This is a genomic window from Streptomyces sp. NBC_01092 (assembly GCF_045039535.1).
Lineage (GTDB): Bacteria > Actinomycetota > Actinomycetes > Streptomycetales > Streptomycetaceae > Streptomyces.
The window spans coordinates 3,663,405-3,680,433 of sequence record NZ_CP108659.1 but is presented as its reverse complement, the minus strand read 5'-3'; the positions used below and the strand labels follow the sequence as shown (position 1 = coordinate 3,680,433).

Sequence of the window (17,029 nt, the reverse complement as noted above, 5' to 3'; positions counted from 1 at the left end):
TGAAGGCCCCGTCCCCCCTTTCGGGTGGGCGGGGTCCGCTCATTTCCAGCCATTGACCTGTGCAGGTCACGGAAAGGTCTCGTCCGGGGTACTGACTCCACGTCCGTGATGTGGCTAACATCACGCAAGCGCGGCGATGTTGCCGCGGCGTTACGGAGGTGCGACGTGCTGCCAGGACGGGGACGAAACGGTGCCGCCAGGCTTGCGCGCATCCTGGGCACCCGCACCGCGTGGTCGGCCATAGGGGATGGCGAGTTCTTCTGTCCCGGCTGCGGGGGCGACCGCAACTACCAGCGGCTGACCGGTCATCGCCGCTTCACGTTCCTCAGCGTGCCGGTCCTGCCGCGCGGCGAGACCGCACCCGTCGTGGAGTGCGCGGCCTGCCGACGCCACTTCGGCACCGACGTCCTCGACCATCCGACCACCACCCGCTTCTCCGCGATGCTCCGCGACGCCGTCCACACCGTCGCCCTCGCGGTGCTGGCCGCGGGCGGCACCTGCGCCCGTCCGTCCCTGGAGACCGCCGCGGCCACCGTGCGCGCGGCCGGCTTCGACGACTGCACGGAGGACCAGCTGGGCGCCCTGGTCGAGGCACTGGCCGCCGACACCGGCCGGGTCTTCTCCGAGCCCTGCGGCGCCGGGCTGGCCATAGAGCTCCACGAGGCCCTGGACCCCCTCGCCCCGCACCTCGCCCCCGCCGGCCGCGAATCGATCCTCCTCCAGGGAGCCCGCATCGCCCTGGCCGACGGCCCCTACACCCCCGCCGAACGCGACGCCCTCGCGACGGTGGGCGCGGCCCTGACGATCTGCACGGACGACGTGACCCGCCTGCTGGCGGCGGCGGCCCGGACACCGTCGTAGGCCCGCACCCCGCGATACTCCCCAGGGAGTAATCCCGCCCGGTCACCACCCCCGGCAGTAACCCTCAACTCGACCTCCCGCCCGACGAACAGCCACCCCCGCACCGGAAGTCTGGAAGCGACCCAGACATCCGACCGGAGGGGGCCCGTCTCATGGGGGCCGTAAGGACAAGTACACGGCGGCGGCGTGGTGTGCCGTGGCTCGTGCTCGGGCTGTGGATCGTGGTGCTCGCGATCGCGTCGCCGTTCGCGTCGAAGCTCGCGGACGTCCAGCGTGACCGGGCCGTCGACTATCTGCCGGCCAGTGCCGATTCCACGCAGGTGGCCAGGATCCAGGAACAGCTGCCCGGTGGCGAGAGCACCGAGATGGTCGTCGTGTATCACCGGGACGCGGGACTCACCGCCGGTGACCGGGCGACCGCCGCCGGGCAGATCGAGCGGATCGCGGGCGCGCACAAGCTCACCGGTGAGCCGCGGGGCATCCCGTCCCAGGACGGGACCACGCTGATGTACCCGATCGCGAGCACCGAGCCGGGGACCGACGAGAAGGCACGTGACCTGCTCGTCAACGACGTCAGGGACGTCGCCCGGGGCGACGACGGGCTGAGCGTCGACGTCGGTGGGTCGGGTGCGCTCGCCACCGACGCGAGCGAGGTCTACAACTCGCTCGACGGACCGCTGCTCTACACCACCGCCGCGGTCGTCGCGCTGCTGCTGATCCTCATCTACCGCAGCCCGTTCCTGTGGCTGGTCCCGCTCACCGTCGCCGGCATGGCCGACTATCTGTCGATGGGCGTCGCCTACGGGCTCAACCAAGGGTTCGGGACGTCCGTGTCCGGCCAGAGCTCCGGGATCATGACGATCCTCGTGTTCGGGGCGGGCACCGACTACGCGCTGCTGCTCGTCTCCCGGTACCGCGAGGAGCTGCGGCGCATCGAGCGGCCGTACGACGCAATGGTCGCCGCGCTCAAGGGCTGCGGGCCCGCCGTGCTCGCCTCCTCCGGCACCGTCGCCGCCGGACTGCTGTGCCTGCTCGCCGCCGACCTCAACTCCAGCCGGGGCATGGGCCCGCTCGGCACCGTCGGCGTGCTGTGCGCGCTTCTCGCCATGCTGACGCTGCTGCCCGCGATCCTCGTCCTGCTCGGCCGGCGCGTGTTCTGGCCGCTCGTGCCCCGCTACGGCAGCACGCCCAAGGCCCGCCGGTCCCTGTTCACGGCGATGGGCGGCTCCGCCGGACGCCGGCCGCTGACCGTCCTCGCGGGCGGCGCCGTCCTGCTCGGCGCGCTCGCGCTCGGCACCCTCAACCTGCCCGGCACCCTCAAGCAGGAGGACTCCTTCACCTCCAAGCCCGACGCGGTCGCCGCCATGGAGACCCTCGCCCGGGCCTACCCCGAGCGCGGCACCCAGCCCATCAGCGTCATCACGCAGGACGACCGCGCCCACGCGACGCTCGCCTCGATCCGCGGCACCCGTGGAGTCGAAAGCGCGGAGGAAGGCCGTACCGGAGACGGCTGGACCGAGATCTCCGTCCTCGCCACCGCACCGCCCCAGTCCGCCGGGGAGACCGCCACCATCGAGGCCCTGCGCGAGAAGCTCGACGGCTCCTACGTCGGCGGGGCGAGCGCCGAGCAACTCGACCTGAAGGACACCAACGCCCGCGACCGCCTGGTCGTCGTGCCGATCGTGCTGCTGAGCGTGCTGCTGATCCTGGTCGCCCTGCTGCGCTCACTCGTCGCGCCGCTGATCCTGGTGGCGGCCGTGGTCGCCGTGTGGGGCGCGGCGCTCGGCATCGGCGGACTCGTCTTCGGGCCGGTCTTCGGCTTCGAGGGCACCGATCCCGGGCTCGGGCTGCTGTCCTTCGTGTTCCTGGTCGCCCTCGGCGTCGACTACGGCATCTTCCTGATGCACCGGATGCGCGAGGAGTCCCTGAACGGCGCCGAACCCGTCGCCGCCGCGCTCACCGCGCTGCGCACCACGGGCGGGGTCATCGCCTCCGCCGGACTGGTCCTCGCCGCCACCTTCGCGGTGCTCACCAGCATGCCGATGCTGCAGCTCGTCGAGCTCGGCTTCGTCATCGCGGTCGGCGTGCTCCTCGACACCTTCCTGGTCCGCACCTACCTGGTGACCAGCGCCAGCGTCGCCCTGCGCCGCAGGATGTGGTGGCCGGGAGCCCTGTCCCGGGAGCCCGACAAGTCCGTACCGCCGAAGGAACCGGAGCGGGTCACCGCAGCCGCCCACTGATCGACCGGCGCCCCTCCCTCCCGGAGGGGCGCCCCGCTCACGGAAGATGAGCCCGTGCAGGAAAACACGACAGCGATACGGCCCCGCCTCGGCGAGCGGATCATGGCGGCGGTCAACCGCGACCCCCGCACCGCCCCGCACGGCACCCGCAACGACGTGCTGCTCGCCGTGGCGGCAGCCGCGGTGGCCGTGTGCCTGGCGCTGTTCACCGACGACGGCCGCCGGCCCGACGCCCTCGGCTGGACGCTCCTGCTCGCCGCCCATGTGCCCCTGGTGTGGCGGCGGCGCAGGCCGCTGCTCGTGCTCGCCGCCGTGGTGGCGTTCGTCATCCCCTACCACGCCCTCGACAACAACCACGGCGCGCCCGTCCCCGCCTCGCTGATCGCGCTGTACGCGGTCACCGTCACCCAGGGCCCGGTCCGCACACTCCTGGTCGGCGCCGCGGGCCTCGGCATCTCCCTGACGGTGATGCTCACCTTCGGCGAGGACAAGCGGGCCGCCGACCTGGTGCGCATCTACGGCTGGGTGCTCGCCATCCTGCTCCTCGGCATCGCCGTCCGCTATCACCGCCGGCACGTCGCCGCCATCGTCGAGCGCGCCGAACGCGCGGAGCGCACCCGCGAGGAGGAGGCCCGCCGACGCGTCGCCGAGGAACGGCTGCGCATCGCCCGCGACCTGCACGACCTGCTCGCGCACAGCATCACCCTCATCGGCGTCCAGACCTCCGTCGCCGCGCACGTACTGGCCGCCGACCCCGAGCGGCTGGACCGCGAGGCGATCGCGAAGTCCCTCGACGACATCGCCGGCACCTGCCGCACGGCGCGCGGCGAACTGCGTACGACGCTGGACGTGCTGCGTGAACAGGGCGTGGCCGGCGAGGCACGCGGCCCGCTTCCCGAGCTCGACGGGGTGCCGGACCTCGTGGAGGCGGCGCGGCTCGCGGGAGCGCGGGTCGATGCGGCGGTACGGGTGCGGCAGGCGCCGCCCGCCGTCGGTGCGGCCGCGTACCGGATCGTGCAGGAGGCGCTGACGAACGTGGTCCGGCACGCCGGGCCCGAACCGGCCGTACGTGTCGAGGTGTACGAGGAGCGGGGCGCCCTGCACCTGTCGGTCACCGACGACGGCCCCTGCCCCGCGCCCGCCGGGGGCCCTGGCCACGGCCTCGTCGGCATGCGTGAGCGGGCCCGCAGTGTGGGTGGCACACTCGACGCCGGACCGCGCGACGAGGGCGGCTTCGCGGTGAGCGCCGTGCTGCCCATCGGGGCCGGCGGGGAGGGAGAGAGATGATCCGCGTCCTGCTCGCGGACGACCAGACGCTCGTACGTGAGGCGTTCGCCATGCTCGTCGAGTCGGCCCCGGACATGGAGGTCGTCGGCCAGGCGGCCACCGGCCGGGAGGCCGCCGAACTGGCCCGCAGCGCCCGCGCCGACCTCGTCGTGATGGACATCCGCATGCCCGACCTCGACGGCATCGAGGGGACCCGGCTGATCGCGGCCGACGAGGACCTGGCCGGGGTGCGTGTGCTGGTCCTCACCACCTACGACACCGACGAGAACATCGTGGACGCGCTGCGCGCCGGCGCCTCCGGGTTCCTGGTCAAGGACACCCGCCCGGCCGAACTCCTCGACGCGATCCGCACGGTGGCCGCGGGGGAGGCGCTGTTGTCGCCCGGGCCGACCGCACGGCTGATCGAGCGGTTCCTGCGCAGCCCCTCCGCGCCCGTGGCCGGCGGACCCGAATGTCTTTCCGAACGTGAGCGAGAAGTGCTGACGCTGGTCGCACACGGGCTCAACAACACGGAAATCGCCGAGACGTTGGGACTGAGCCCGCTGACGGCGAAGACGCACGTCAGCCGCATCATGGGGAAACTGGGGGCGCGGGACAGGGCGCAATTGGTCATCGTGGCGTATGAGTCAGGGATGGTGACACCGGGGAGCCTGTGACGGACAGGTCAATGTCTGACTCTCCGTCAAAGGAGCTCGATGACCCTCCTGAGCCGCACACTCCTGGCCACCGCAGTACTCCTGACCACTCCACTCACCACCGTCGGCACCGCCGGCGCCGCCTCGGCGGACACCGGCTGCACGTCCTCCGTCCCGTACCGCTCGGGCGAGGGCGGCTACGACACGTACCGCATCCCGGCGACGGTCACGACCCCGCGGGGCACGGTGCTGGCCTTCGCCGAGGGGCGGCACGACGGGGCGGGCGACACCGGCGACATCGATGTCGTCCTCAGACGGTCCCTCGACGGCGGCTGCACCTGGGGTCCGGTGGCGGTGGTCGCCGCCGGGGAGGGGGACACGCGGGGCAATCCGGCGCCGGTGGTGGATCCGCTCACCGGTGCGGTCGTGCTGGTCACGTCCTACAACAGCGGGGATGTGACGGAGGCGCAGATCATGCGGGGGGAGGTGACGCCGGAGCAGAGTCGTCGGGCGTTCGTGCAGCGCAGCACCGACGACGGGCGCACCTTCAGCTCCCCGCGCGACATCACCGGGCAGGTGAAGCCGCCGAACTGGCGCTGGTACGCGACCGGACCCGGGCATGCCCTCGCCCTTCAGCGCGGGAAGTACGCGGGGCGCCTCGTCGTCCCGTCCAACCACTCCACGGCACCGGCGCCGGGATCGCCCGACACCGGGCAGGAGGCCAAGTACTACGGCGCCCACGCCATCTACAGCGACGACGGCGGGCTCACCTGGCAGATGGGCTTCGTGGACGAGTCCTACGACGGTTACAGCAACGCCAACGAGTCCACCGCCGCCGAACTCCCCGACGGCAGGGTCTACTTCAACTCCCGCGACCAGCTCGGGACGAGCGCCGGCAACCGTCTGGACAGTGTGTCGAGCGACGGCGGCGAGTCCCTCGACCGCCCCTACACCGTCCAGCCCTCCCTGAACGACGTCCCGGTCGTCGAGGGCAGCGTCCTCCAACTCCCGGGCTCGGGTGGCCCGTTGCTCTTCTCCGGCCCCTCCGTCCCCACCGCCCGTCAGTCGATGGCGGTGTGGCGCAGCACGGACGGGGGAGCGACCTTCACGAAGGCACTGACGCTTTCTCAGCAGCGGGCGGCGTATTCGGATCTGGTGCGGCTGAACGGTCAGCGGGTCGGGATCCTGTACGAGACGGGGGTGAGCGGGACGTACGAGACGATCGAGTTCCGCCGCTTGCCGGTGTCCGACCTGAGCTAGCAGGGCGGGGCCCGCCCCCCGGCTCAGTCCCCGAGTGGCAGCGGCGGGTTGGGCCCCTGCTTGAACTCGACGGTGGTGAAGGTGAGCGCCGTCGAGCCGGTGTTCTCCAGGTCGTGCAGCAGATGCTCGCCGGGCCCGAAGGCGAAGTGCCGGGTCTCGCCCTGTTCGTACGCGACGTCGCGGGTGGTGCCGTCACTGGTGTGCTGGCGGCTGCGGCCGGCGGTGACGGCGGTCCAGAAGTAGTCCAGTACGTGCCGGTGGGCCGGCAGCCGTTCACCCGGCGCGAGACGGATCTCCCACACCCGGACGCGGTCCGTCTCGCTGAGGAGACGGCCCCCGACGCGACCGTTGAAGGCGCGGGCCTCGAATTCCTCGCACAGCTCGCGGGACCAGCCCCGGTAGGCGTCGGCGACGAGTGTGCCGGCGGGCGTGGGGCCCTGCGGGGGGTCGTCGTGTCCTGTGGTCATGTTTCCTCCTCCGGACGGCGTAAGGCAGATGGCGTAAGGCAGCCGGCGTCAGGCGAGGCGGCCGCCGCCGTCGACGTGCAGGACCGTGCCGGTGACGTAGGTGTTGGTCATCGCGTACAGGACGGCCTGGACCACGTCCTCGGGGGTGCCGACGCGCCGGGCCGGATTGCGCTGCGCGACCCCGTGCAGGAACGCCCGCTTGCCCTCGCCGAGGCCGTCCCACGCTCCGGAGTCGACGATGCCCGGGGACACGGCGTTGACGCGTACCGGTGCCAGCTCCACGGCGAGCGCCTCCACCAGGAAGGACAGCGCGCCGTTGGTCGTGGCCATCACCACCCGCTCCGGCGCGGGCCGCCACGCGGCGACACCGGAGAAGAAGGTGAGCGAGCCGCCCTCGGCGACCTGCCCCGCCAGATGCTTGGCCAGGAACAGCGGGCCGATCACCTTGGCCGCGAACGCGCGCTGCACCGCATCCAGCTGCAGGCCGCCGACGGGGCCGTTGGCGGGCATCGCCGCCGTCGACACGAGGTGGTTGAAGGGGCCGACCGCGTCGGCGAGCGCGGCGATCGAGTCCTCGTCGGCCAGGTCGACGGGCTGCACGCGGGCCGGGCCGGTGAGCGAAGACGCCGTCTCGGTCAGCCGGCCGGCGTCGGGCCCGGCCAGGATGAGCTCGGTACCCGCCGCGGAAGCGGTCCGCGCGAGTTGCCGTCCGACGTTCGAGCCCGCGCCGATGACGACCACGCGGCGGCCGTCGAGGGCGTCCTTGGGGTGGGGGATGGGTACGGCGGGAGCGTTCATGGGGACGTCCTTGCTGGAAGGCGGCGGCCGTCCGCAGTCGCGAACGGCCCGGTACGAGCACTCTCCGACGCCCCGCGCTCATAAGTCCAAGACTTGGTTTTTACCGCGCCCATAAAATCCATTCATGGCAACGCTGCGGCAGTTCGAATACCTGGTCACCGTCGTGGACACCGGCTCCTTCACCCGCGCCGCGGCCCTGCTGCACGTCTCCCAGCCGGCGCTGTCCCACCAGGTCCGCGCCCTGGAGCGGGACGCGGGCGGCCCCCTCCTCGAACGGCTCCCGCGTGCGGTGCGGCTCACCCCGATGGGCCGCGCCATGCTGCCCCACGCCCGCGCCGCACTCGCCGACGCGCAGCGGGCCCGCACCGCCGCGCGCCGCGCGGTGGGCCTGGAGTCCGGCGAGATCAAGGTGGCCACGGTCTATTCGGTCACGCTCGGCGTACTGCCGCCGGTGCTGCACGCCTGGTGCGAGCGGCACCCCGGAGTCCGGATCCGGCTCCTTGAGTTCCCGCACACCGACGCGCTCCAGGAGGCGATGACCAAGGGCCTGGCCGACGTCGCCGTCGGGCCCGCGCCGCGCTCCTGGGACGGTCCCGCGCACGACCTGGGAACGGAGGAGTTCGTCATCGTCGTACCGGCGAGTGACGAAGCCGCCGCCGGTGCTCGTGGCCGCGTGCCGCTGGCGGCCTTCGCGGACCGCCTGTGGGTGCATTACGCCCCGGGCAACGGTCTCGCCGAAGTCGTCGACCGCGCCTGTGCCGTGGCCGGGTTCAAGCCGCGTATCGCCGTGCGCACGGAGCAGACTGCTGCCGCGCCGTTGCTGGCCGCGTCTGGGCTCGGTCCCGCGCTCGTCCCCGCGAACCTGATCCCGCCGGGCTTCACCGGCGTGCCGCTGCGCCCGGATCCTCCGGTGGAACGCACCCTGACGGCGTACACCCGCCCCGGCCCGGACCCGCTGACCAGCGCCTTCCTGGACATGTTCTCGCCCCCGCCGCCCCTACCCGTCCCTCCCCCAAGCTCTTCGAGCAGGGGGGACCCCCAGGGGGCTGCCGCCCCCGGACCCCCGCTTCGGCCCTGAAGGGGCCTCGTCCTCAAACGCCGGACGGGCTGAAAAACCAGCCCCTCCGGCGATTGAGGAGCGGGGTCTGGGGCGGAGCCCCAGAAGGATGGGACGGGTAGGGGCGGCGGGGGCGAAACCCGTCCCTACAGCAACCCCGCCCCGGCCAGAAACTTCCCCACCCGTTCCACCTCCTCCGACGACAACGGCACCTGAGGCTCCGCAGTCGCCGGACAGTCGATCACTCCCCGCAGATACAGCGCCGCCTTGAACGCCCCCAGCGCCGACGAACTCCCACCCATCCGCCCCGGATCCCCGACCGTCACCATGCCGAACAGCGCGCACAGGCGTTCCTGCTCGGCCCGGGCCGACTCCCGGTCACCGTCGCGGTGGAGGCGGTCGAGGCGGACGTATCCCGCGGGATCGACGTTGGAAAGCCCCGGCACCGCCCCGTCGGCCCCGATCCCGAGGGCCGCGTCGACGAGGAGCTCCGAGCCGGTCAGCACGCTGAAGCCCGTGACGTCGGACCGGTTGCGCGCGCCTACGACGACCTCGCGGAAACCGGCCAGGTCGCCGCTGGAGTCCTTCAGACCCGCGAGGACACCCTCGGCGGCGAGGTCGAGGATCACCTGGGCGGGGAGCTTGGTGTGGACGGAGGCCGGGAGGTCGTACGCGACGACGGGGACCGGCGACGCCGCCGCGATGAGGCGGTAGTGGTGGGCGATCTCGGTGGGGTGGGTGCGGGCGTAGAAGGGCGCTGTTGCCACCACCGCGTCCGCGCCGGCCTGCGTGACCTGCCGTACGTGGTCCAGGACCCGCGGCGTCGTCATGTCGATCACGCCTGCCAGTACCGGGATCCGGCCACCCACATGCCGTACGGCGGTCTCCACGACCACCTGCCGCTGCCGGTCCGTCAGATAGGCCACCTCCGACGTCGAGCCGAGCACGAACAGCCCGTGCACCCCGGCCTCCATCAGATGGTCGATCAGTCTGCGCAGGGAGGGGACGTCCACCTCGCGCTCCGGTGTCAGGGGCGTGCAGACGGGCGGTACGACACCGGTGAGCGGGGTGGGGATCATGGTCAAGGCTCCCTGGAATGGTGACTCTGTCGTACGAGGTCGTGGGTGGCCTCGCCCTCCTCCACTGGATGGTGACACCTGTAACGGTGCGCGGGGCTCGACGTGGCCGAGAAGTCCGGCATCGCCTGCGCACATACCCCGTCCGCCTTCCAGCATCTCGTCCGGAAGGGGCATCCGCTCGGCGGCCGTGTCGCCGAGGGGACCGGCCCGACGAGCGGGATCGGGTCGATCGGGTCCAGCAGGCCGGGGGTCGCGGAGAAGAGGGCACGGGTGTACGGGTGCCGGGAGCCGTCGGTGACGTCGGCGGCCGGGACCTCCTCGACGATCCGGCCCAGGTACATCGTGATCACGCGGTCACTCATCCGCCGTACCGTCTGGATGTCGTGCGAGACGAAGACCAGGGCCAGACCCAGCCGCTCCTTCAGGTCGAGGAGGAGGTTCAGGATCTGGGCGCGGACCGACACGTCCAGCGCGCTCGTCGGCTCGTCCGCCACCACCAGGTCGGGTTCCAGTGCCAGCGCGCGGGCGATGGCGACGCGCTGGCGCTGACCGCCCGACAGCTGGCCGGGCAGGGCGTCATTGAGGGCGCGGGGAAGGCCCACCAGGGACATCAACTCCCGTACGCGTTCCTCACGTTGGCGTTTCGATCCCCGCTCGTGCACGTCCAGCGGATCCCGCAGTATCTGCCGGACGGGCAGCCGGCGGTTCAGCGCCGTCGACGGGTCCTGGAAGATCATGCCCGTGCCGGCGCCCACCGCGGTCCTGCGCTCGCCCGGCGTCATGGCCCACAGGTCGCGTCCCCGGAAGGCCACGCTCCCCGACGTCGGCCGCTGCACCCCCACCAGCACCTTCGCCAGCGTCGACTTGCCGCACCCCGACTCGCCGACCACGCCCACCGTCTCGCCGGGCGCGATGGTGAGGTCGGCGCCGGTCAGGGCGTACACCCTGTCCCGGGTGAACAGCCCGCCGCTGCGCGCCTTGTGCACGACGTGCGCGTCGGACAGCCGCACGAGCACGCCCGGCTCGTCCGGGCCCGCCTCGCCCACGCTCACCCTGGGCACGGTCACTTCGCCCGCGCCCAGGCCGTCCGCGTTCATCTCGCTCGCGCTCATGTCACCGCCTCGCTCTCCGAGCGGTCCGTCGGCGCCAGAAGGATCGCCGGGTGATGGCAGGCGGCCGTGTGCGTCGGCGTCCCCAGCAGGGCGGGTGCGGTCGTGCGGCACACCTCGCTCGCCAGCGGGCAGCGGTCCGCGAAACGGCAGCCCGCCGGGAAGTCCGCGGGGGAGGGGACCACGCCCTTGATCTGCGTCATCCGCTCCTGCGCCGACTCCAGCGACAGCACGCTGCCCAGCAGACCCCGCGTGTAGTGGTGAGCCGGAGCCTCCACCAGGTCGGCGGTCACGCCGGTCTCCACGATCTGGCCGCCGTACATCACGACGACCCGGTCGGTGACGGCCGAGATCAGCGCGAGGTCGTGCGAGACCAGGATCAGGGCGAAGTCGAGCTCCTCGCGCAGTCTGAGCAGCAGCTCTATGATCTGCGCCTGCACGGTGACGTCCAGCGCGGTCGTCGGCTCGTCGGCGACGATCAGCTTCGGGTCCCGGGACAGGGCCATGGCGATCAGCACGCGCTGACGCTGGCCGCCGGAGAGCTCGTGCGGATAGCTGCGCAGGGTGCGGTCGGGGTCGAGGCCGACCAGCGTCAGGAGTTCGTGGGGGCTACGGCGGCCTCCGCGGCGTACGACCTGCTTGAGCTGGGAGCGGATCGTCATCGCCGGGTTCAGGGACGACAGGGCGTCCTGGTAGATCATCGCCATCTCGTGGCCCAGCAGCTTGCGACGCACGCGCATCGGCTCGCCCACCAACTGCCGCTGGTTGAACCGGACATGGCCGCGGATCCGGGCGCCCTTCGGCTCCAGGCCCATCACCGCGAGGGCGGTGAGTGACTTGCCGCAGCCCGACTCGCCGACCAGGCCCAGCACCTCGCCGGGCTGCACCTCGAAGCTGATGCCGTCGACGATGTCCACGCCGCTGTGGCGGCCCTCGAACCCGATCGCGAGGTTCTCGACGGCGAGCACCGGTAGCTGCCCCCGCGGCAACGGCCGCGCCCGTGACCGCAGCCGCGCCGCCGCCTGGGTGAGCCCCGGCAGCTGGAGCACCTCACCGCTGCCCGGCTCCGGTGCCTCAAGCCGGTCGTGCTCGTCCTGCACGTCGACCTCGCGCGCCGACGGCGCCGCCCATGCGTCCGACACGCCTTCGGACAGGATGTTCAGCGAGAGCACCGTCACCAGCATCAGCAGGCCGGGGAAGACGGTCGCCCACCAGCCCCCGGTGAGCACCATGTTCTTGCCGTCCGCGATGACGCTGCCCCAGGAGGGGTCGGGCGGCCGCACACCCGCGCCGATGAAGGACAGCGACGCCTCGAAGACGATCGCCTCCGCCACCTGCACGGTGCAGAACACCAGCACCGGGGCGGCGCAGTTGATCGCCACGTGCCTGAGGACGATGTGCGGGGTGCGGGCGCCGATGACCTTTTCCGCCGTCACATAGTCCTCGCCGTACTGATCGAGGACGTTCGCCCGGACGACCCTCGCCACCGGCGGCGTGAACAGGAAGGCGATCGCGCAGATCAGGACGGTGATGCCGCCGCCGAAGACCGCGACGAGCACGGCGGCCAGCGCGATGCCCGGGAACGCCATCACCACGTCCAGGCAGCGCATCAGCGTCTCGTCGACCGCCTTGCGGGAGGTCGCCGCGACGGCGCCGATCAGGGCGCCGACGACGAGCGCGAGCGCGGTCGCGCCGAGCCCGATCGCCAGCGACCAGCGGGCGCCGTACATCAGCCGGCTCAGGATGTCCCGGCCGAGGCTGTCCTGGCCCATCCAGTGCTCGGCGGACGGATGCCCGGTGCCGTCGACGGGCGGCTGCTGGTCGAGCGGGTCGTGCGGCGCGAGCAGCGGGGCGAACAGGGCCACCATGACGACGACGGCCAGGAAGCAGACGGCCACCTTCGACAGCGTCGGCAGCTTGCGCCAGCCGCGCAGGCGGATGCCGGGCCGGGACAGCGCCTCGGCCAGGCGCTTGCGGTTGAACGTCACGTCGCCTCCCGCAGGCGCGGGTTGACCAGCAGATACAGGATGTCGATGACGAGGTTGACGACGACGAAGCCGATCGCCGTGGTGATGACCACTCCCTGGACGACCGCCGGGTCACCGTTCTTCACCGCGTCGATCATCAGCTTCCCCATGCCCGGCAGGGAGAAGATCGTCTCGATGATGACCGCGCCGCCCAGCAGATAGCCGACGCGCAGGCCGAGGACGGTGAGCGGGTTGATGAGCGCGTTGCGCAGGACGTTGCGGCCCACGACCACCCGCGGCGGCAACCCGCTCCCGATCGCCGTACGGACGTAGTCCTTGTCCAGCTCCTCCACCACCGACGTCCGCACGATCCGCGTCAGCTGCGCCGCGACCGGCAGGGACAGCGCGAGGGCCGGCAGGGTCATCGTCTTCAGCCAGCCGGTGAAGGAGTCCGCCGGGTTGATGTAGCCGCCGGTCGGGAACCAGCCGAGTTCGACGGCGAGGTACTGGATCATCAGCAGCGCCAGCCAGAAGCCGGGCGCGGCGACCCCGGTGAGGGAGACGACGCGGATGATCTGGTCGGGGAGGCGGTCGCGGTAGATGGCCGCGGTGACGCCGCCGACCAGCGACAGGACGACCGCGATGCCGAGCCCCAGGAAGGTGAGCTGGATGGTGAGCGGCAGCGCGGTCATGACCTGGTCGATGACCGATCCGCGGGTCAGGGCGCTGGTGCCCATGTCGCCGTGGAGCAGGTCGCCGACGAAGGCGACGTAGCGGACGGGCAGGGGATCCAGCAGGCCGTTCTGCTCGCGGAAGTCGTGCAGCTGCTGCGGCGTCGGGTTCGCGCCCTGGAAGAACGCGGACGCCGGGTCGACGTCCGAGAACCGCATGACCAGGAACACGAACAGCACGATGCCGAGCATCAGCGGCACGAGCAGCAGGACTCGGCGGGCCAGGATCCGGACGACGGTGACCACGCAGTGTCTCCTACGACCACTTGGCCTGGAGGAGGTTGATGCCGGGGTACGGCTGTGCCCTTATCCCGGTGAGCTCCTTCGGGTTCCAGGCCGTCATCAGCTCGTTGTGGACGACCGGGTAGAGGACGGCCTGCTCGGCGACGACGTCGATGTACTCCTGGACCATCGTCTTCTTCTTCTCGGCGTCCGGCTCCTGGGTCGCCCGGTCCATGTCCTTGAAGAGCGCCTTGGCGACGGAGTTGTCGGCCCACCGCGTGTACTGCATCCACAGGTTCTCGGGGCCGTAGTTGTAATGCATGATCAGATCGGCGTCGAGGCCGAACTGGTTGGGGTTCGAGGCGGCGGCGACGACCTGGTAGTCCTGCTTCTGGTCCATCTTGGTGAAGACGGCCGTGGTCTCCTGCGGGGACAGGGTGGTCTTGACGCCGATCGCGTCCCAGGAGGACTTGATGGTCGGCAGACAGTCGACGATCCAGCTCACGTTCACGGACAGGATCTCGATCTCAAGGCCGCTGACCCCGGCCTCCTTCAGCAGCGCCTTCGCCTTGTCGGGGTCGTAGTCGTAGACGTTCTTGGCGCGGCGGTAGCTGGGATTGGCCTCGTTGAGGAAGGAGCTCGACGGCTTCCCGTGTCCCTTGAGGGCGACCTCGATCATCTTCCCGGTGTCGATGGCGTAGCGCAGCGCCTGGCGGACGCGTACGTCGTCGAAGGGCTTGTGCTTGGTGTTGAACATCAGGAACAGGTTGTTCATCCCGGCACCGCCCGCGACGGTCAGCCCGCCGCTCTCCAGCTGCCCGATGTTGGCGTACGGGATGTTGTCCGCGATCTGCGCACCCGCGCTCGCGCCGGAGATCCTGGCCACGCGGGGCGCCGCGTCCACGATGGTCAGCCAGTTCATCTTCTTGAACGCCGCCTTGCGCGGGCCGTTGTAGTCCGCGAACGCTTCGAAGGTGGTGTTGGACTTCGGGTGGTGCGCGCTCTGCATGTACGGCCCCGAACCGACCGCCTTGCCCTTGATGGCGTCGTCCCAGGCGCCCGGCTGGGAGTACACGTGCTTCGGCATGATCTTGGCGAGGGTGAGCCGGGAAAGTCCGTCCGGGAAGGGGAACTTGAGCACCAGCTCGACGTTCTGCGCGTCGATCTTGCGGACTTCCTTCAGCCAGCTCGCGAAGAAGCCCTTGGCGAGGGTCTGCGTCTTAGGGTCGAGGATCCGGTCGAAGACGAAGACCACGTCGTCTGCGGTGACCGGCTTGCCGTCGTGGAACGTCGCGCCCGCGCGCAGGGCGAACTTCCAGGACGTGGCATTCGGGTCGGCCGGCACCTGGGTGGCGAGCGCGGCGTACGGCTCGCGGGAGATCGGGTCGGTGTCGAGGAGGCCCTCGTAGATGTGGTTGTTGGCGGCCATGCAGAAGGCCGACGCCGTCTGGGTGGGGTCCCAGCTGCCGTCGTTGCCGTAGCCGATCACTGCGGTGAGGGTCCGGTTCGCGCCACCGCCCCCGCCGGTCTCGTTCGTGGACTCCGGCCCCGACGAACAGGCCGACAGCGACGCCGAGACGGCGGCGGCCGCGCCCAGCGCGCCGGTGTACTTCAGCAACGACCGGCGGTGCAGCGCCGGCACGTCGTGGGTCACGTCGCGCACGGTTCCTCCAGCGGTGGGTGGTGTGCTCCGGCGATGGGTGATGCGAGGAGGTACGAGGAGATACGACGTCCTACGTCCTGACGGTCAGCGCGACCATAGGTGGGGGGATGGGGGCGGTCAAGGGATCTCACACGAATGGCGCATCTGCCACAGGTCGGACCAATGGCGCTGTGAAATGGCGCGAGTTGACCCCCCGTCAGGGGCGTTTACGGGAGACATAGGACGTGGGACGTCTGGGTGCGCGTAGCATGCGCCGCATGCCCGGGCAGCCCAGGAACAGTCGTACGTCCGAGGAGTCCAGGAACAGCCGGATCCAGCGCCAGGTCATGCAACTGATCATCGACCGCAGGCTCCAGGCGGGCGCTCTGCTGCCCACGGAGGCCGAGCTGATGGAGGACCTCGGGGTCAGCCGCAACTCGGTCCGCGAGGCGCTCAAGGCGCTCCAGGCCCTCGACATCGTGGAGATCCGGCACGGCTACGGGACGTATGTCGGCCAGGCCTCGCTCACTCCGCTGATCGACGGACTGACGTTTCGTACGCTCGCTCGGCATGACCATGACGCGGGGGCGCTCGCGGAGATCCTTCAGGTGCGGGAGGTGCTGGAGGAGGGGCTGATCCGGCGGGTCGCGGCGACGGTGAGCGACGGGGAGCTGGACCGGCTGGAGGAGGTCGTTGCGCGGATGGAGGCGGCGGGGCGGTCCGGGCGGGCCTTTCCCGACCTGGACCGGGAGTTTCACGAGCTGCTGTACGTCTCGCTGGGCAATGACCTCGTGCCGCAGCTGCTCGCGGCGTTCTGGACGGTGTTCCGCCGGGTCAACGGTGCACGCGGGCGCCCGGACGACCCGTCCCCCGAGCTCACTGCCCGGTGGCATCGGGACATTGTCGGGGCGTTGCGTGCGAGGGATGTCGAGGGGGCGCAGCGGGCGATGGCGGTCCATTTCCGGGGGATCGCGGCGCGGGCGGGGCGGTAGCCAAACACGGGTTTCGCCCCCGCCGCCCCTACCCGTCCCGTCCCCGGGGGCTGCCGCCCCCGGACCCCCGCTTCGGCCCTGAAGGGGCCTCGTCCTCAAACGCCGGACGGGCTGAAATTCAGCCCCTCCGGCGTTTGAGGAGCGGGGTCTGGGGCGGAGCCCCAGAGGATGGGACGGGTAGGGGCGGCGGGGGCGAAAAAAGGGCGGTGCTGACGCCGGTCAGGAATCGAGAAGCGTTGCCCCCGCGCCACGGCTAGCGTGACGGGCATGGACATCAGTATTCACGCCACTTTTCTTCCGCACGACGACCCGGAGGCCTCCCTCGCCTTCTACCGGGACGCCCTCGGCTTCGAGGTACGAACCGACGTCGGTCAGGACAAAATGCGCTGGATCACGGTCGGCCCCGCCGACCAGCCCGGCACGTCCATCCTCCTCGCACCCCCCGCCGCCGACCCCGGAATCACCGAGGACGAACGCCGCACCATCGCCGAGATGATGGCCAAGGGCACCTACGGCTGGATCCTGCTGGCCACCTCGAACGTCGATGACACCTTCGAGAAGGTGCAGGCGACCGGCGCCGAGGTCGTCCAGGAGCCGACCGACCAGCCGTACGGCATCCGCGACTGCGCCTTCCGCGACCCCGCGGGCAACCTGATCCGTATCCAGGCGCGGGCCTGACCGA

The 17,029-nt window shown here is 71.3% G+C and carries 15 protein-coding genes; 8 read left to right on the top strand and 7 right to left on the bottom strand.

From position 1 onward, the window contains the following. Positions 1 to 165 precede the first annotated feature (165 nt). The 5 genes from OG254_RS16475 to OG254_RS16455 all read left to right on the top strand — a co-directional run bounded on the left by OG254_RS16475 (position 166) and on the right by OG254_RS16455 (position 6,283). Complete coding sequence (locus OG254_RS16475) at positions 166 to 861, top strand: TerB family tellurite resistance protein (RefSeq protein WP_405582426.1); 696 nt, start codon at positions 166 to 168, stop codon at positions 859 to 861. Between the two features lie 152 nt (positions 862 to 1,013). Continuing rightward, positions 1,014 to 3,101 (top strand): MMPL family transporter, encoded by a 2,088-nt coding sequence (locus OG254_RS16470; RefSeq protein ID WP_405582424.1) that lies wholly within the window; start codon positions 1,014 to 1,016, stop codon positions 3,099 to 3,101. 54 nt (positions 3,102 to 3,155) lie between these two features. Continuing rightward, positions 3,156 to 4,388 (top strand): sensor histidine kinase, encoded by a 1,233-nt coding sequence (locus tag OG254_RS16465; RefSeq protein ID WP_405582421.1) that lies wholly within the window; start codon positions 3,156 to 3,158, stop codon positions 4,386 to 4,388. Continuing rightward, positions 4,385 to 5,044 carry a response regulator gene (locus OG254_RS16460; protein WP_405582418.1) on the top strand — a complete coding sequence of 220 codons (660 nt, stop codon included), beginning with the start codon at positions 4,385 to 4,387 and terminating at the stop codon, positions 5,042 to 5,044. The genes OG254_RS16465 and OG254_RS16460 overlap by 4 nt, the downstream gene beginning before the upstream one ends. A gap of 39 nt (positions 5,045 to 5,083) precedes the next feature. Next, positions 5,084 to 6,283 carry an exo-alpha-sialidase gene (locus OG254_RS16455; RefSeq protein WP_405582415.1) on the top strand — a complete coding sequence of 400 codons (1,200 nt, stop codon included), beginning with the start codon at positions 5,084 to 5,086 and terminating at the stop codon, positions 6,281 to 6,283. A 23-nt stretch (positions 6,284 to 6,306) separates the two neighbouring features. On the opposite strand, the gene OG254_RS16450 is transcribed toward OG254_RS16455, so the two are convergent. Both OG254_RS16450 and OG254_RS16445 read right to left on the bottom strand, forming a co-directional pair. Further along, positions 6,307 to 6,750 (bottom strand): hypothetical protein, encoded by a 444-nt coding sequence (locus OG254_RS16450; protein WP_405582413.1) that lies wholly within the window; start codon positions 6,748 to 6,750, stop codon positions 6,307 to 6,309. A gap of 48 nt (positions 6,751 to 6,798) precedes the next feature. After that, positions 6,799 to 7,548, bottom strand: coding sequence for an SDR family oxidoreductase (locus tag OG254_RS16445; protein WP_405582410.1), 750 nt, complete (start codon positions 7,546 to 7,548; stop codon positions 6,799 to 6,801). 124 nt (positions 7,549 to 7,672) lie between these two features. Between OG254_RS16445 and OG254_RS16440 the strand changes: the two genes are divergently transcribed. Then, positions 7,673 to 8,626: a LysR family transcriptional regulator gene (locus OG254_RS16440; protein ID WP_405582407.1), complete on the top strand. Its 954-nt coding sequence runs from the start codon at positions 7,673 to 7,675 to the stop codon at positions 8,624 to 8,626. Between the two features lie 125 nt (positions 8,627 to 8,751). Here the strand turns inward: OG254_RS16440 and OG254_RS16435 are convergent, their stop codons facing one another. The 5 genes from OG254_RS16435 to OG254_RS16415 are packed head-to-tail and all read right to left on the bottom strand — an operon-like array spanning position 8,752 to position 15,376. Beyond that, complete coding sequence (locus tag OG254_RS16435) at positions 8,752 to 9,684, bottom strand: dihydrodipicolinate synthase family protein (protein ID WP_405582405.1); 933 nt, start codon at positions 9,682 to 9,684, stop codon at positions 8,752 to 8,754. A 2-nt stretch (positions 9,685 to 9,686) separates the two neighbouring features. Continuing rightward, the gene (locus OG254_RS16430) at positions 9,687 to 10,796 is read right to left on the bottom strand and encodes an oligopeptide/dipeptide ABC transporter ATP-binding protein (RefSeq protein WP_405582403.1); all 1,110 of its coding nucleotides are present in this window, start codon (positions 10,794 to 10,796) and stop codon (positions 9,687 to 9,689) included. Continuing rightward, positions 10,793 to 12,781, bottom strand: a complete 1,989-nt coding sequence (locus OG254_RS16425; RefSeq protein ID WP_405582400.1) for a dipeptide/oligopeptide/nickel ABC transporter permease/ATP-binding protein — start codon at positions 12,779 to 12,781, stop codon at positions 10,793 to 10,795. The genes OG254_RS16430 and OG254_RS16425 overlap by 4 nt, the downstream gene beginning before the upstream one ends. Next, positions 12,778 to 13,737, bottom strand: coding sequence for an ABC transporter permease (locus OG254_RS16420; RefSeq protein ID WP_405582398.1), 960 nt, complete (start codon positions 13,735 to 13,737; stop codon positions 12,778 to 12,780). The genes OG254_RS16425 and OG254_RS16420 overlap by 4 nt, the downstream gene beginning before the upstream one ends. A gap of 10 nt (positions 13,738 to 13,747) precedes the next feature. Continuing rightward, complete coding sequence (locus tag OG254_RS16415; RefSeq protein WP_405582396.1) at positions 13,748 to 15,376, bottom strand: ABC transporter substrate-binding protein; 1,629 nt, start codon at positions 15,374 to 15,376, stop codon at positions 13,748 to 13,750. Between the two features lie 257 nt (positions 15,377 to 15,633). Between OG254_RS16415 and OG254_RS16410 the strand changes: the two genes are divergently transcribed. Beyond that, complete coding sequence (locus tag OG254_RS16410) at positions 15,634 to 16,347, top strand: FadR/GntR family transcriptional regulator (RefSeq protein ID WP_405582394.1); 714 nt, start codon at positions 15,634 to 15,636, stop codon at positions 16,345 to 16,347. A 267-nt stretch (positions 16,348 to 16,614) separates the two neighbouring features. Continuing rightward, positions 16,615 to 17,025, top strand: coding sequence for a VOC family protein (locus OG254_RS16405; RefSeq protein ID WP_351187477.1), 411 nt, complete (start codon positions 16,615 to 16,617; stop codon positions 17,023 to 17,025). The last annotated feature ends 4 nt before the right edge of the window (positions 17,026 to 17,029 follow it).